Source organism: Dyella tabacisoli, from assembly GCF_003350925.1.
Classification (GTDB): domain Bacteria; phylum Pseudomonadota; class Gammaproteobacteria; order Xanthomonadales; family Rhodanobacteraceae; genus Dyella_C; species Dyella_C tabacisoli.
The window spans coordinates 1-16,087 of sequence record NZ_KZ857183.1 but is presented as its reverse complement, the minus strand read 5'-3'; the positions used below and the strand labels follow the sequence as shown (position 1 = coordinate 16,087).

Annotated in this window: 7 protein-coding genes and 1 pseudogene; 5 read left to right on the top strand and 3 right to left on the bottom strand. The window is 55.2% G+C overall.

Features of this window, described 5'->3' with window-relative positions; all coding sequences use genetic code 11:
- Positions 1 to 41 precede the first annotated feature (41 nt).
- The 5 genes from DVJ77_RS18360 to DVJ77_RS18340 all read left to right on the top strand — a co-directional run bounded on the left by DVJ77_RS18360 (position 42) and on the right by DVJ77_RS18340 (position 14,453).
- Positions 42 to 3,878, top strand: coding sequence for an alkaline phosphatase family protein (locus DVJ77_RS18360; protein WP_114846987.1), 3,837 nt, complete (start codon positions 42 to 44; stop codon positions 3,876 to 3,878).
- Between the two features lie 994 nt (positions 3,879 to 4,872).
- Positions 4,873 to 5,289 (top strand): GNAT family N-acetyltransferase, encoded by a 417-nt coding sequence (locus tag DVJ77_RS18355; protein WP_162791561.1) that lies wholly within the window; start codon positions 4,873 to 4,875, stop codon positions 5,287 to 5,289.
- 95 nt (positions 5,290 to 5,384) lie between these two features.
- The gene (locus DVJ77_RS18350) at positions 5,385 to 6,113 is read left to right on the top strand and encodes a hypothetical protein (protein WP_114846985.1); all 729 of its coding nucleotides are present in this window, start codon (positions 5,385 to 5,387) and stop codon (positions 6,111 to 6,113) included.
- A gap of 419 nt (positions 6,114 to 6,532) precedes the next feature.
- Positions 6,533 to 10,327 (top strand): ATP-binding protein, encoded by a 3,795-nt coding sequence (locus DVJ77_RS18345; protein ID WP_114846984.1) that lies wholly within the window; start codon positions 6,533 to 6,535, stop codon positions 10,325 to 10,327.
- A gap of 283 nt (positions 10,328 to 10,610) precedes the next feature.
- A complete protein-coding gene (locus tag DVJ77_RS18340; RefSeq protein WP_114846983.1) occupies positions 10,611 to 14,453 on the top strand; it encodes an SIR2 family NAD-dependent protein deacylase in 3,843 nt (1,280 codons plus the stop codon).
- Here DVJ77_RS18340 and DVJ77_RS21515 read toward each other — a convergent pair.
- From DVJ77_RS21515 to DVJ77_RS21650, 3 genes and pseudogenes are all read right to left on the bottom strand, one after another.
- The gene (locus DVJ77_RS21515) at positions 14,393 to 15,184 is read right to left on the bottom strand and encodes an ATP-dependent endonuclease (protein ID WP_225428082.1); all 792 of its coding nucleotides are present in this window, start codon (positions 15,182 to 15,184) and stop codon (positions 14,393 to 14,395) included. The genes DVJ77_RS18340 and DVJ77_RS21515 overlap by 61 nt on opposite strands.
- 143 nt (positions 15,185 to 15,327) lie before the next feature.
- Positions 15,328 to 15,900 (bottom strand): ATP-dependent nuclease, encoded by a 573-nt coding sequence (locus DVJ77_RS21510; protein ID WP_225428081.1) that lies wholly within the window; start codon positions 15,898 to 15,900, stop codon positions 15,328 to 15,330.
- A 117-nt stretch (positions 15,901 to 16,017) separates the two neighbouring features.
- Positions 16,018 to 16,087, bottom strand: a pseudogene (locus tag DVJ77_RS21650) (site-specific integrase); the annotation flags it as partial.

The window sequence follows — 16,087 nt, the reverse complement described above, 5'->3', positions numbered from 1 at the left end:
GGCTCGCCCGATTTGAACGTCCAATTTAAAGGAGTGAACCCATGTCAGAAGATGCAAGTTCCGCCTCCAACCCTGCCAGCGAATCCGTCGAGATCCAGCATGTATTCATTGTAATGCTGGAGAATCGTTCTTTCGATCATTTGCTCGGATCCCTACCGTGGCTCCCAGCGGATTCGTCCGTAAGTTCCAGCAACATGGAAACGGACAGCCACCTGTTCAAGGACAGGGAGGGTCGTAACCTGGCTCCGAACGAGCCCACGGCCAGCTCGGTGAGGCAACTGCCGTTGGTGCTGGACTACCTGACCATTGGCGACTACCCGCACAGCTACTACCACGTGACGCAAAGCCTGGGCATCCAGGGACAGTCCAAGGTCGGATTCGTCAATTCGGTGGTGAAGTCGGACCTGGAGGATCTGGGTCTGCCGAGCGAGACTCCAGGCGCTGCCGCCAACGTGCTTATGAAGAAAGCGGTCGCGCTGCGGAAAACGGTCTCCTTGTTTTCGGATCACAAATTCGATTACAACGGTGGCTGCTCCATCGACAGCACCAGCCTGTGCGGAGCGCCGGATGTCTGGCTGAAAAACAACGACGTGCTGCGCCGCCATCAGGCCATGAGCTACTACCCCTACGGCTCGCTGAAGGTGTTCCACAAGCTGGCGGAAGAATTCTGCGTCTGCGATCGCTACTTCGCCTCCATCCCCGGTCCGACGTGGCCAAATCGCCTCTTCGCCTTGCTGGGTAGTTCCGACGGCTGGCTCTCACAACCCGACACGTCTTGGATTATCAAGCAGAGTACCGGGTTCGAAAAGACGTCCGTCTTCGACCTGTTCACGAATCTCGAGCAGTGGCGGGTTTACACCAACGGCTCCTTCGGGTCGTTCTCGGAAGTATTTTCCGAAGCAGTCGACGACGACACCATCACGAACCACGGCACCATCGATGACTTCAAAGCGGAGTGCAGGGGCTACAGCCCCAATCCGCCGTCACCGATCACGCCGCGCCTGCCGAAATTCCTATGGGTGGAACCGACGTATGCGGGATTGCACGCGCAGGACGCGCATCCGTACCATTCGATGGCAAATGCCGAGCACTTCATATCGGAAATCTACGGAGCGATTCGCGGCAACGAGGAGCTGTGGAAGCGCAGCCTGCTCATCGTCACTTTCGACGAACATGGCGGCTTGTACGACCACGTGGCGCCTCCGAAGAAAGGGGACGAGGACCCGTTGACGGGTGCTCGCCCCGTCGTTCCTCCCAAGCCGGGTGCGACCAGTTTCCGGGAGCCCGACGTCGCCCCGCCGTTCAAGTACGATCAATTCGGTGTGCGTGTTCCCTGCCTGCTGATCAGTCCCTGGGTTCGCAAGGGGTCCGTCGATTCCGTGTGGCATGACCACGCGAGCCTCATCAAGGAAGTCGCCGATCGCCTGAATCTCAATCTCGACCGCATGAACTCAGGCGTCGGGCGCTCGGGGGACCTGGATCGGATTCGCGCCAGTCAGAATTTCAAGGATGGCAAGGATCGCGCAGGGGCCAAGGTGTTCATCGAGGGAGTTCCGCGCACGGATTGCATCACGGCACGGGAACTCGCCTCGCTGAGTCCGTCCTACATGGATTCGCCATTTCCGTGGGAAACGAAGCCGGGGATCTCCGACGTCTTCGTGGGCGAGTTCAAACCGGACGGCACGACATCCGCTTACGTGCGCGCGATCTCAACGGTCCACTCCATCGACGTCAGCCTGAAGGGATTCAGCTCGAAGTCGCTCGCGCTCCCCGCGGTTTCGAGCCCCGATTTCCTGCCGCCGCAGTTTGCACCGATCTCCACCACCTTCTCGAAGCCGTTCACGATCTCCTGCGATGCGGGACCGCTGCAGGCGATTCTGACGGTGACCGGCCGAATGGTGAGGATCGAGGCCGGCGGGGCGCGCACGCTCGCGAACTGCACCGTGCCGGATGCGACCTTGTCGTACACGTCCCGCGGAACCCCGTTGATCGACAACCCGCTGAATCACCTGCCTTCCGGCCTCTACTGCTTCTTCAATCGCTACTGGAGTGCGATCATCGCGTCCGGCAATCAACTGCGCTGGGGCGATAATTCCGCTCCCAAGTACGTGCGCTACGACGCGATCCAGCACACCATCCGGCTAGTCGATTCCACGGACCCGGCCGCAACCGGTCCGTACCTCTTCGTGCCCACGCACCAGGACCACGGACGCTATTACGTCCTGATGACCGACGACACGTCGACACTGCAGGACTTCCAATGGAAGTCCTGGGTGATCACGGGGCCGGCCGACGGACGGAATCATTTGCGAATCCTGTACAGCCCGGCCGGCCGCAAGTCGGGGGCCGCGGATGGGCCGCTCACCTCGACCGGCGGGGATGACAACCGTTTGTATGTGATAGCCGGTGGAATCCCACCTGTTGCCGACGACTTGCAGACCTTCTATGCGCTGCGAGTCAGTACCGACACCTCTCCAGAATCGCGCAACCTTCCCACGGGCTTGTACAAGTTCTTCAATACGTCATGGCAGCCGATCGAGTGCAGCCAATTCGAGAATATTTCGAACTATGGATGGCTGAAGCCGGCGCGCCCGGGCACGAACACGGTCTTCAAGTACAACAAGGAAGAAAAGAAGCTGCAGGTGTATTGGTCCTTGCCACCGGGCCATTACATCGCGACCGGCGACGTCTCTGTGACGGACAACAACCACCCTACTTATCCGAACGTGTTGCAGAACCCGCCGCTGCACACCAACGAGGGCTGGACGGTCAATCCGTCCGATCTTCCCTGGGCGGGGGCGGCGAAGGCGGACGGCAGGACCGCCCTCGGGCTGTTCTACTCCAATGATTCTTTCCCGGAGAGAAAGGGCGCGATGACCAACACGGTCACGCCGCCGCCCCCACCCCGCTCGCAAAGCCGGCCGATGAACGTCGTCCACGACGCCCGTTCCTGGCCTCACCAGTCCCAGTTCCAGCTCTTCGGCCTCGTGTCCGACGGACGTGTCGATCCGGCGCGTGTCGCCGCGATCGAGTTGCCCTCGGGTAAGTACCAGCTGCTGACAATGGGCAACGACATCCTCGATGTCGTGACCCTCGGGGGCGTCAACATGCCGCGGCACAGGGGAGGTGCTGCGGAGAGCACCGCGATGCTGACGTATTCGCGGCAGGACCACACGATCTACTTCAAGTCGGGAACGACGGAAGGGTATCTGTCCATGGGCAACGGGACCCGATCCTTGTCCATCGTGTCCGCACCCAGCGAGTTCGACGTGGGCGCCCGCAGTTGGGTCATGTGCTATCCCGGGCAGAGCGAAGCGTCGGCGATGGGGATACAGATCCTGTTCTGTCCTTTCGAATATGAAGACACCTACTATGGACCCGGCACCGTGTCGAGCACCGGCGGCGCAGCGGACACGCTCTTCATCATTGAGGATGGAGACAACAACAATCTGTCGGACCGCCGTTACAAGTTGTATCGGACCCAGAACAAGCCAGCGTCGCACCTAGGTTGCTATTCGACGCCAGGCGTCGATATTCCCGACGGCTACTACTTCGTGCAGGCATACCGGCCCGACATTGTATTTCCGCACTGGGACCTGACGAGCATCGGCGATACCGTCCGAACCCATTTCGGTAGCACCTTCAAATACATGGCTTTGACCGTTCCAGAAGGGCAGCGGGCAGGAGGGGTAGTGTACGTGTGCCTGGGCAACGAGCTCCCCGCGAATCTTGCCAAGGTGGATGGGGCCAATTGTTCGCAGCAGCTGGAAGGCACCTCGGGCGCAGTCGGCTGCAAGCCGGACTCGATCGGCTGCTCCCATACGCCGGGTGTGGCCACGTCGTGGGCGCTGTACCAGTTATGCTCAGATCCCGCGTGAAGAAACAGGGGCAGAGTGCAGTCTTATCGAATGAGGAGTCTATATAAGCACTTTGGGTAACCATCAGGGGTAACCATGGTGTCCTATCGGTCGCTGCCGCTTAGCTCGATTGCTCTCGACGGTTTTTCCTTTGAGAGCAAGGCAGACTAAGCGAAAGCAATAAAGTGCCTGCTTTCAGTGCATATCTCCTTTCGGGAGTGCGCCCGGAGAAGGAAAAATTGGGCCACAAGGAGTTGAAGTGTGCCGGGACAAAGGTATACACCCGCCGCCCTGGCACTCTATTGTGAGTACGAAATTGCCAATGGCCTCGGAGATGAGGACAAAAGTTCTTCGAGTTTCTTCGGCATACACGGCGGCGTAGTGGTCAGGGGTCATGTCGCACTTTCGAAGTGGGTAGCAAACACCGAGGCGGCGGCCTTTCACCAGCAGGGGGCAGTACGCACACTCCTGATATACATCCGTTTGAAAATAGCGATCAATGCGCATATCCACGATACCGAAGGGAGCTGTCGCGGTTGTACACGGCCACATCGATAGCAAATCTGACGGCATATGAGATAAAGGCAGCGCGCGCGAGCGACAGCTGCTAATGCATGTCGAACACGGACCTGCTGATTAGCCGGTGTTATCGCAGGTATAGCGAAAATATGCTTTTGACCTGGAGCAGGCCCCGATACCAGCATCTTAGCCAAGCTCCGTGAAGTACTTGATCCGCCGATTGCTTACTTTTTCGCCAATAAGGATGCCCTGGCAGCCCTTATCGCAACATTTCATCGCTTTTCCCTGGTCAAAAGGCGGCGCCTAACGGTATTGCTTCAGCGTACCTAGTCGCCAATATGGGGTAGGGGCATCGGGCGGAGGACAAATACCCTCAAAATAGTCTCTCAAGGCACCCAAGGGCGTTATGACTCCTTCCATAGAGATTTGTGTGCCTTCGGCACTATCGGACACGGACCGAAGGGTTTTCACCACCCTCGCGCGCGAAGGTGGTGAGGTGGCTGCGTTGTCGTTCGAACGGTTGATGGGAATGGCTCATTCAATTGCGATTGCGCGACATGCGGCACAAATTCAAGGGATAGCGGCGCTCAAACGCCCCAACACCGCTTATCGCAACGGTGTATTCGAAAAATCCTGTGCCTTACTGGCTGCAGAGTCTTTTAATTTGGAACTTGGATGGGTCGTCGTGCGACCAGAAGCTAGGGGCAGAGGAATCGCAGTTTCGCTCGTTGCAAGCTTAATTGAGCAGGCAAGGGGCGAAGCTATATATGCCACCTCAAACACTACTAACGAAGCAATGCATGCTGTCTTGCGAAAATTCGGATTTCAATCGGTGGGTACGTCCTACGCCTCCCAGCGAAGGGACGCATACCTGCAATTGTTTGTGCGAAATCAAGGATTGAGTATGACGTAACCGCCGTTGGTAATACCGATGGTCGCCACTGTAAGGGCAAACCTGTGCGCGCCAAGCATTCCGTTTGATCCACCACCAATAGAGGACATGGGACGATGTCGCTGGTGATTGACACTTCCCACTGGCCAGTTTGCAACACGCCGCTGCAAGTAGTTTGGCCAGTACCCGGGAATCCCGCTCACCTCCACTCCTTCCATCGGATAACCGACTGGTTGGAATTCCTTCGTGAGCTGGATCTCCACGCTGCGATTCCAGTTCCTACCGCTTCAAAGTACGAGCGTGCGCAGAAACTCTGTGCTTATACCTGGCTCGAAAGCGACTTCAGCAAAGCTTACGAACTCGTTGCCTTGGCTGCGTTAGAAGGCGCCCTCCTGGACTGCTATGGGCGAAAAGTGATCGAGTTCCGTAAATGCAAAGTCAAACAACAAGGAAAAGATTTCGTAAAAATATCCTCAACGGAAAAGCTGAAGCTTGCTAAGCCTCCGATGTTCGCAGAACTTATGTCTTACCTTGTAGAAGAAGACGGATTGACAGACGAGCGTCTAGCATTCGCCCAACGATATCAGGCCCCTGCGGTGCGGTTTCTCTATGAAACCGAGGCTGCTCGATTGAAGCGCAATGCGGATGCGAGGAAGGCGATTGAGGACCCTTCACAATTGGCAGCAGATGAGCCAATCGTACTAGCTACGATTCGCAACCGCTTGGCTCACGGTGATTCAATCGAGGGATGGCCATGGGGTGGTTTGTTGGAGCTCATCAGAGACTTAATCGAATACGCTTATCGAGAACGCATCCAGTTCTATCCGGGTGCCATAGCCGGATGAATCCAAGGACGCATGGGATTCAATAGTGAAATCCCACCTTCTAATAGTTTAGGTGGCAAGCCACGAAGTCGACGAAGCAGCATTTGCTCCATAGGCCGCAATGCCCCCGATGGAAGAGTAGGTGGTGCAAAGGCTTTAAAATGATCGTCAGATGGACTTTTGTCGCGACAAGTAGAACGCGTTGTTAGTCTGATGTCGCTTGAAAGAGGCGATATCTCACGCTAACGCAGATCAATTTACGTTGGCAAAGCGGTGATCCATGCACGAAAAAGACGCTAGTCAAATGTTTCAGCCCCCCTCAGGCAATGGACGTAGCCGGACTTCCTGCGCCATTGCCAGCCGATGCGATACGTCAGGCCGTTCACTCAATTAGCGGAACGGTGTACCAAGCGTGGTGTTCTATTGAAGCATGGACTCGATTGGAGCACGCCAATCAGGTCATCTATCTTGAAGGTGCTGAGGACTTCGATATCCACAAGAATGGAAGCGTTCTGACGGTACAGGTCCGAAGGACGTCGTCGCCCATTTCTCTAGGTGTTGAAAAGGCGAGAACAGCGCTCGAACATTTTTGGTCTTTGGCATCCCGATCACCTGCAACAATCGTTGAATACCACTACCTGACAACGAGCACGATCGCTCTGGAGCAAGACGCTGACTTTGACGGTCTCGCTGGTATCGATGCATGGACGACCGCCCAAACCAATGAGCAGCTTGCCGCGAAGCTTACGACATATTTGGTTTCGAAGCTCCCTACCGATAGCCAGCTACGCGCCTTCCTTGCACAGGCGGATGCGCATAACGTTCAGCAATATCTGATTCGGCGTTTTCGATGGCTAACCCATCGTCCCGATATTGACGCCGTAAAGCAAAGCGTCACCGACCGAATTGGCGAGTTGTTGCGAAACCAGCGACGCTCGGCCGGCATGGCGACGGCGGTCTGCAAATGGCTGGAGTCGTATTTTTGGGAGGTGGTGATTCGGAACGAGGCAGAGCAACGTCGACTGACCTTAGGGGACCTGCATCGGCTGGTGGATGCGGCAACCAACCCCTTGTTGGCGCTGGGCACGGCGCAACTCCCCCACGTACTGGATGCAAATAACCCCGGCCGAAATCTATTGAATCTTTTGGCGCGGAGTGTCCCGCCGGTGCCCTCACCATTATTGATGCGTCGTGCACTTTGCGATCAACTGACCAGTCTCATCAATCAACGCAAATCTGTTTTGGTTACTGGCACGGTTGGCAAAGGCAAGACCACATTGGTTCAAGTTGTGCTGGGAACGTTAGCGGCATCGTCGCAATGGGTTGATTTAGCGGAAGCGGAACCAGTTTGGGAAAAACTGCTTTTCCGGGAGCTCGCTGCTCAAATGGACGATTCAAACTTCCCGACGGTGATTATTTTAGACGATTTGAATCTATCGCCGGGCCAACAAAAGGCCTATGGAGCGGCGCTTGCCGACTTACTCCGCCGGGCCGAAGCAACCGGCCGGTCGATTGTCCTCACGGCGCAAGGTGAATCGAGCGCATCCGTCGCTCAACAGCGATTCACCGGAGTAGAGATAGTCGACGTCCTTGAAATAAGTATTGAAGAAGCAAAGGCGCTATGTATCGACCACGGCTGCCCCGATGACGTTGCGGACCTTTGGTCGGTGCTTATCACGGCAAAGACCGGCGGCCATCCAAAGCTGGTTCAAATCATGTTGGACGAACTGGTGCACCGCAACTGGCCGCTGCCGCAGTTGAGCGAGATGTCATCCGCCTCTCAAGGCATCGTGTCAGCGCGTCAGGCCACCCGCCAACTTTTGAGTGATACGGTCTCCACGTCCGATGCGGAACTTCTCTACCATGCATCCACATGCTTGGTTCTCATGCATCGGTCCATATTGATTCGACTGGCAGAATTGGTGGGAAATAATAAAAATGCGGGCGATGTGATCGATCGCTTTACAGGAAAGTGGATTGAGTGTATCGAGGGTGAGTGGTATCGAACCACCGCGTTGTTATCGGGGTCGGCAAAGGATGTCTGGTCCGAAGAAGATCAAGCAAAAGCGCACGCACGACTTCATACGGCCATTCAGCATAAGTCGCCTCTGAGCCCAGCCGAAGCCGGAGCGCTTCTATATCACGCATATTTCAGTAAGGATGACTGGCGACTCGCACATACGGCGCTAAAGCTTCAAACCATCGATTCGAAGGAGGCTCGCCAAGAGGTCGAGCAGCGATATCTGCTGTGGCTTCCTTATCTTGCGATTGGTTCTGGACAGCAGATAGCCAATAATCCATACGCCGCCGTCATTCTCAGAGGCCTGCAGTTTAAAGTTGCCACCACCCTCGATGCTGACGTTGTCCCAAGCATTTGCGATCGCTGGGTCGAAGAGACCAACGCCGTGGACGTCGAAGCACTTCAGCCTATTGTGAGGGCGCATATGTGGCTAGCTGTCGGCCTCTCCGAATGCGAAAAGGTACCGCACAGCCATCGTCTGCAGGCCGCGACCGGACTGCTGACGCTGCAGGACGAGCCAAAGCATATAGCCGAAGCCATGTTGGCAACGATTTTCGATAAGGCGACCGGTGAGCCTGAGTTTCCCACGACCGCGACCCCTACACAATTCGTGCTACTCAACGTCGCACGGTCCGTCGAAGGCATCGCTGGAATCGATACATTGCTCTCCTGGTTGAACACTACCAACGACGCGAGCCGCGGCCAATTTGAGGACGTGCTGGGCTGGCCCATCACGCAGACATTGGGGGCTTTCGTTCAGGCCACCTGGTCGCGTCACTGCGAAAGCACCAAGGATTGGTCGCCATGGATTGTTGCGCTGGATCGTGTTGACGCGTGCGCGAAGCGTTGGGGCCTACATCGACTCGGGCGAGAAGCGGCGAAAGCGAAAGCCATCATCCTCGCGGAGTACCTATCGGACGCGACGACAGCACTAACGTGTCTTCAACAAGCGGAGGCGGACTTTGGACCATCCGGTATTTTGCTGGAGCAGTGGGCCAACCTTTGCTACCACCAACATCAGGATGAGAAGGTGCTCCAGATCTGGCTGCAGCTCTCCCAGGATGGGCTGGCAGACGTGTTTTTTGATCCGTTTGCCGCGCGGCGCGCGGGTATTAGTGCAGGCCGTCTAGCACGCTGGAACGATGCGCAAGAAATCTTTTACGCTGCTGCCTCCCGATTGGGGCCCGATTCGATGTCCCGCGTTCGTTTTGGCCTCATGGTGGACGCCGCACTCGCAACGTCCCATACCGGGAATCAAGTCAACGCGGCATCCCTACTCGCGGAAGCTGTTGTCGCGCTGCCTATAGAAGCGGCGGGCGAGGATGACCCGCAGTGGGAGGCAGTACAACGCATTGCCGTCGAAGTGTGTCGGCTCATCGAGCACCGCGTCGGATATGCTCAAGCGCGATCGCAGACCGTTGAACTGGGTAGGGCGAGCGCGCCGAACGTGTTCGCGTTGGACGCGAATGCGGGACAGCAACTTCGAACGGAATTGACACAAGCGCAGGCGCTGCGTCTTGCTGCCACTCTTGGTATTTGGCCGATCGGTGCAGACACCTGTTTAGCATCCTTGGAGGAATCACGTCATCTGTTGGTACAACTGCCCGTGTCTGAGACACGCTTGTCGTTAGCGTACGCGCGGGGCGCCGGTGAAGGGTTCATTCCATCGTTGCTGCAGTTCTATAAGTCACTCCATTTTATGATGATCCACCGGTCGGAAGGGCCGGGCTACGAGATCGACGCCACTGAATGGAGTCGACCGGTGACCTTGCCCGACGCATGGTTTGGCTATCTCATTGCAGGTGTATTGTGCTCGGGCCATGCGTTGTTGAGCCATCTCGCGCTGTGGCTAACGGAGGCCAACAGTCATGTGGGAAACGAAGATCCACTTAGTCAAGCGATAAGTCGATTGCTTGATGGGGCGGCCCGATCAAGTGATGGTGCCCAGCGTACAGTTAGGGATGCTGCTGAGGATGGTTTGGTACGCCTGGGGGCTTCCGCAACTTGGATGCTCGATCGCCCTAACGCAGCTCAACTCTTCGAACTTCAACAGCTTGCAGCCTATCCCTTGGTTTCCGACTTTGTGAGAGTACGGCAGGAACTATTCAACCATCATGTCGCGAAGACGCTAGCGCACGCATGGCAAAATCATGCAGCATCGGGGCAGTTTCAATTTGTGTCGCCACGAACGACAGTACCCGCACTAACGCATTGACTTACCTAACGCATTCGCTGCCGCCTGTAAAACGGTTCGAATTGACCCGTATCCTTGCTGTGCAGCATCAATCGCCGCCGTTAAACGCTAGAGGGTTTGATCTAAGTAAGCCGCTAGCTGCTTCTGCCGTTCCTTTCAGCAAGGGTCTCACGATGTACGGTAAGTAATCGACAATACGGGTTCGGTGCACGTCGCGACCCGATCAGTACCAACCTGCAACGTAATCAGTGAAAGACGCGCACTAATTAGGACCTGCCGGATTAGTGCCTAGAAGGGGGAAGGCGTGATTGACGATACCGAAGCCGCTGTCCATTTGCTTGCGATTCGCAAGGCGTTGAGCAACGGAAATGCCGCTGTGATGGTGGGCTCCGGCTTCAGCTTCAATGCCGAGGGCGGATCGCAGCTAGCAAGTTGGGATGCTTTGGCCACAGCGATTTTGGACGATTTGGATCCGAAGCGCGAAAAGTCAGACACCAAGGTACCACCGGCGGAAATTATTCAGTTAGGTGAGCAGTACGCAAGGGTGTTGACAAAATCGGGGTTGGATGAACTTCTTAAACGGATGATTCCTGACGAGAAGGTCAATCCAGGTACGCTGCACGAACAGCTTCTCCAACTGTCATGGGCCGAAATTTTTACCACCAATTACGACACCCTTCTGGAACGGGCTGCAGAAAAAATTCCCGAACGGGCGCATTACACAGTGATGTGTCGCGAGGACATTCCCCAATCGAAGATGTTGGGAAGGCGAAGAATCGTCAAACTGCATGGCTCCTTTCCAGCACAACGACCCTTCATTTTCACTGAAGAGGACTATCGCACTTATCCCACGAACTTTGCTCCTTTTGTCAACCTCGTACGCCAAGCGCTCCTGGAAAACATCTTTTGCCTTGTGGGATTTTCCGGTGACGATCCCAATTTCCTACATTGGATCGGATGGGTGCGAGACATGCTGGATGAACATGCGCTCCCGATTTATTTGTTTTTGCCTAAGGCACCTACTCTGGGTTATCGGAAGTTGCTGGAGGCGCGGCGCGTCACGCCTATCGTATTGCCTCTCCCCGACCAGTGTGATCCTAAAGACTACGCAACGCGATACACCGCGCTATTTCAAAATTTGGCCGAGCCGCTAAAACCCTCGGACAGTAAATGGGGGCAAGATTTTCAAATTTTCCACGAACCATGGTCCTACACCAATAATGATGATGAGCAGTTCGCTCGGTTTATGGAATTTTTCCCCCAGCTAAGGCAACTGCGAAACGCCTATCCTGGATGGCTTGTTGCGCCTGTTACGGCCCGGAAAAACTTGGACCGAGTCCTTCGGACGCTGCCGTTTTATCTCGAGATAGACCGCATTGCTAGAAGCAATTCCACGCGATACCCCTTGCTGTCGATCACTTTACTTGCTCACTATACTTGGCAGCAGGATGTGCTCCTCCAATGCTTCGATGACAAGCTTGCACACCATGCCATTGATCTGATTAAGGCCCAAAAGCCGCCTTTTGACGCGTCTTCATTCGCCATCGAAGCTGCGCTTCTCAAAGAGGCTGGCATCGTGTCTATACGCCAAGTTCAGGTGCAATGGCGAGATCTCGTGCTTGGTTTATTGCGATGGTCTCGCGAGGAGTTGCACGAGTCCATTTTTGACGAACTAAAATCGATACTACCTCAGGCATTCCCGGGGGACGGCTGGATTGCGGACGAGGTAAAGCATCAGTCGATCTTGCAGGCCTTATATCTAGGCGACCGCGATATCGCACGGCGTCTACTTTTGGATTGGAGCGTTCATTCTTCGAATATCTACTTCGACGTTCGCAAAGCCGCTCTATTGACCGAAGTCGGAGAGATGGACGCGGGACTCACTCTTGGAATTGAAGCATTGGAACGCATTCGCCGGCGGCGGAAGTTATATCCGGAGAGTGCTCGTTACCTTTCTGAGGAGGCGTGGGCGTGCCTTATTATCCGGAATATGTTGCGCGCGAAGGATCCCTTTGAAAGGCGAAGGGACGCTAAATCTATCAACCAAGAAGGTGGCCCTTCGCAAGAAAAAATGAAGCGAAGACTCGCAGACCTGGCCAGACAGGATTACGACGTCATCTTCGAGATTTCCGAAATCCAATCAGAACTCAATGCAGAGGCTCAGCCGCCATCAAAGCCTCGAAACCGAATGACGGCATTCGATTTAGGTCGCTATCCCGCCGCTACGCGCATCGGAATGAGCGGTGATCTCCGCGAGAAGATCGCTGCAGCGTTCGCCTGGTTATCATTAGCTGACCGGGTGGCACTAGTTCCACGAATGGGGAGTATTTCATTTGAACTAACGTCCTATACGCAGGCAGCTTGGTGGACTCAATATGTTGACTCGCCCCAGCGCGTATTGAGTGTCGCCATTCGAACGCTGAGTACGGATGTGTTGAAACCTGCAGACGATTCAGAACCAGCACATCACACGGGATGGCTGTCTCGGTTTCAAGTCGCGGAGACCGACGAAACACTGGCATTTCAAGTCTGTGAACGGTCATTGCGCGTGATCGAACGAACACTATCGTCCGGCGACGATGCCCTTCAGATATTGCGGTTCCACTTGGAGATATTCTCCAGACTCGTGATTAGAATTCGCAATGTATCGGCTGTTCTTGCTTTTGCTGAACGAATAATTGTGCTTCATAAAAGCCCTCATATTGCACAGTGGCCTTCTGTCTGGGAATTGCTGGGAAAGTCCATAGCACGCTGCTGGGATGCACTGCCGAGCAGCATGCAAGATAAACTTGTTCTACAAATCGTCACTATTACGGGCATGCCGCTACCACAACAAGTTCACCAACATTACACAAAAGACTGGTTACAACTTTCTCCGCTTTGGCGGTATCAAACCACTGCACCCACAGTCGATCGGTCTTCGCCAGAATTGACGGACTTGATTACCGCTCTGATAAGCAAGATCGAAAATGCAGCTGATCGCGACACCAGTACTCCAACGGGGTTTCATGACGACACGCGGGCATGGGAAGTTTTGTTTTGGCTCGATCACCTGGGTCTTGTATTACCTGCTACGCGCCAGGCCATTGGGAACATCCTGTGGGCGAATTCCACGACATGGCCATGCATACCCAATTACCCCGCGGAGGCGACTCGCGCATGGCCTTCACCGGAAGGGATCAACAAAGAAAAGGTGTTTCGTGAGTGGATCCTTGAGCAGTCGCTGGCACGATTCGATGGCCCTGGTGCGATGCAAATCACGGACTCCTCCACGTCCAAGCATTGGGGCTTTCCGGTTAACAACAGGCTGCTAACCGCGTGGAAAGCATCCTTATCGGGCAGCCCATGGCCCATTCAAGACATGGTGCGTGGACTGAATATATTGAAGCAATGGTGGGAGGATGAGTGGGCGAGTATCGTCACGGATATCCCGAGGATTCACGAACTTGCCGAAGCGGTAATCGATCGTATGGATGACTTTGATGTCATTCTTGCCACGGGATTGCCTGCTGGCTGGGAAACCAGCTCGCTCATTGAGCTCAGCATTAAAGGCTGGATCAAAGAAGTGGTGAATGCTTCAAAGCCATTTGCCGCACACTTTTGGCGGCTGCGCTTACATCTCGCGCTGGAAGCGAACGATGGTGCCGAGTTTGGCCGCATCCAACAGGAATTGTCGGATTGTTTCTTGGATGCATCCATGCCGGATTCGACATTCATAGCCGCTCATGTCATTGAGGACTGGCTAACGGTAGATCATTACCCAAAAGTTCAGTGTCCCGATTTGTTGCTAGGTGTCTTGTGCGGCATTGTCGCCACGCGACGCATGCCCAGTCTCATCTGGGCGCTCCATCTGCTTGTCAAAATCGCTCGCAATCAAGCGCAGTGGGTAACCGAACGAATGTTCCAAATGATCGAGCTGGGTCTTGATGCGCTGGTCACTGAACTTAGCTACCAAGGCCGCAGTCCCGGCTCCGACATTCCTGATACTGACGTGCCGATCTTGCGCTTTAACTGCGCGCGCCTGGCCCTCGCGTTCATAGATGGCGACGCAAAGCACTCAGCAAGCGTGCTTTCCAAGTGGGCTGATCAAACACAGAACGATCCGCTTCCTGAAATGCGATTCATCGAGGAGCGGCAGCGTGCGTGATGGACCGAACGGCGTGCATCCGTCGTGAGAGCATTTCGGACTCGCACGTTGCCATCGGGAGCGCGCGCTGCCCGGTGCACCACCAACCAGGCAGCTAGGGTGGTGTGCCGCAGAGTTACCCCCCCTACCGCTTTTCTGAGAATTTGCGAGAGCATCTCGGGAATCGTTCCCGAGGCCTCAAGAGTTGCGGTGCGGTACGCGAGTTGATTCTTTGCAAGACTGATTCCTGCGGCCGCTTCGACATTGTTGCAGGCCGTGATCCATTCGGGCCAATTTGCCGAAAGCAACTCTTCGAGACAATCCTCAAAGATGGCCACGGCATCAGCAACGATGGCAGTCGGAAAGTCTTCTACGGTTCGACCGAAATATTTCAACAACGCACGATTTGCTGCCACATGGGAATTCTGTTCAGCATCGATCTTGTCTTGTGTCTTCCCCTTAGCCTTTGCACGCGCTTCAAACCCACTATCCGCGTCGAAGAGTGCATAAACCGGAATACCGATCGACACAAGGATCGCGTGTGCGAGAGGGATCGATGTCTTGCCTCCTACGGGAACTATTGAGAGGCCGGAAGCCTCAAGAGAGCCGAAAGAGGTTTTATCGCCAATACCGTAGAACACCGATGACTCTGTCGTACCTTCCACAAGGAAAGCCCGATTCGCGAAAAGCGCTACCGCAAGCTGATTCGTAACTACACCGTCGAGCTGACGATCAACCGTATCGGTGCTCATTACTCCCTGCAACCTAGCTTTTACGTCGGCAACGGTTGCAAGGTGGACAGAGACAACGGGGGTTTCCTCAGACGATCTCGTCAGTCGCCTGACTTGGTCAAAATGCCGCGCCTCAAGGAAATATGGGCTATGGGTTGCATAAGTCACCTGAATGCGCTTGCCGGTGTCCTCAGCGAGCGAGCGGAGCACCTTCGCAAACGTCTGGGCCTGGAGGTATGCGACGCCTCCCATGTCGTCATAGCTTGGTTAGCGGCATCTACATTGCTCCAAGCTGGAAGGCCAAGCGACGAATCGGAGTTCCGCAAATCGTTGTACGCCGTCTTCTTATCAGCAGCCGATCCCTTTCCTCGAATGGCATTGAATGGCGCGTAACTTTTCGAGTTCGCGGATAGACTTTCAGACCCGTCGTGACCGCGCCGCTTCCAAGCAGTGAAGGTGGTGACTCCTGTCGGCGCGTATTTGCCAAGCTCATTTCGATCCTTTTCCGTAAGGTCAGCGAATGTGACCCGAACCTCGATGTCTTCGTCAGTCACTCCGAAGGAGCAGTCCTTCTCTGTGAGAGAACCAAGCTTGCCGTTGAAGTACCAGTCGAGTGCACGAAGCACAGTGGACTTGCCAGCGCCGTTTGGCCCGATGAATGTCGTGACAGAATCGAAAGTGATTGTCACGTCCTTCAACGCACGGAAGTTCTTAATGCGAACAGATTGGATCTTCATTGTAGGAGCTCCCTCTGCCTTTAGCCGACGTCAGCATGCGGTTCGCTTTCCATCGCTCGGCTCATTTAATTTGTACTCTTGCTGCGCCGTGCTAACTAAATCGTTGGCTAATAGATTTTATTTCAGCAGCCGTGCTGCCGGATTGTCCTCCGCAGCACCCGACTGAAAATACCCGATCACACTGGCT

Excerpts from the sequence above, each read along its gene's own strand:
- DVJ77_RS18360 (WP_114846987.1), top strand. The coding sequence starts at position 42 with ATGTCAGAAGATGCAAGTTCCGCCTCCAACCCTGCCAGCGAATCCGTC.
- DVJ77_RS18350 (WP_114846985.1), top strand. The coding sequence starts at position 5,385 with ATGTCGCTGGTGATTGACACTTCCCACTGGCCAGTTTGCAACACGCCG.
- DVJ77_RS21515 (WP_225428082.1), bottom strand. The coding sequence starts at position 15,184 with ATGAGCACCGATACGGTTGATCGTCAGCTCGACGGTGTAGTTACGAAT.
- DVJ77_RS21510 (WP_225428081.1), bottom strand. The coding sequence starts at position 15,900 with ATGAAGATCCAATCTGTTCGCATTAAGAACTTCCGTGCGTTGAAGGAC.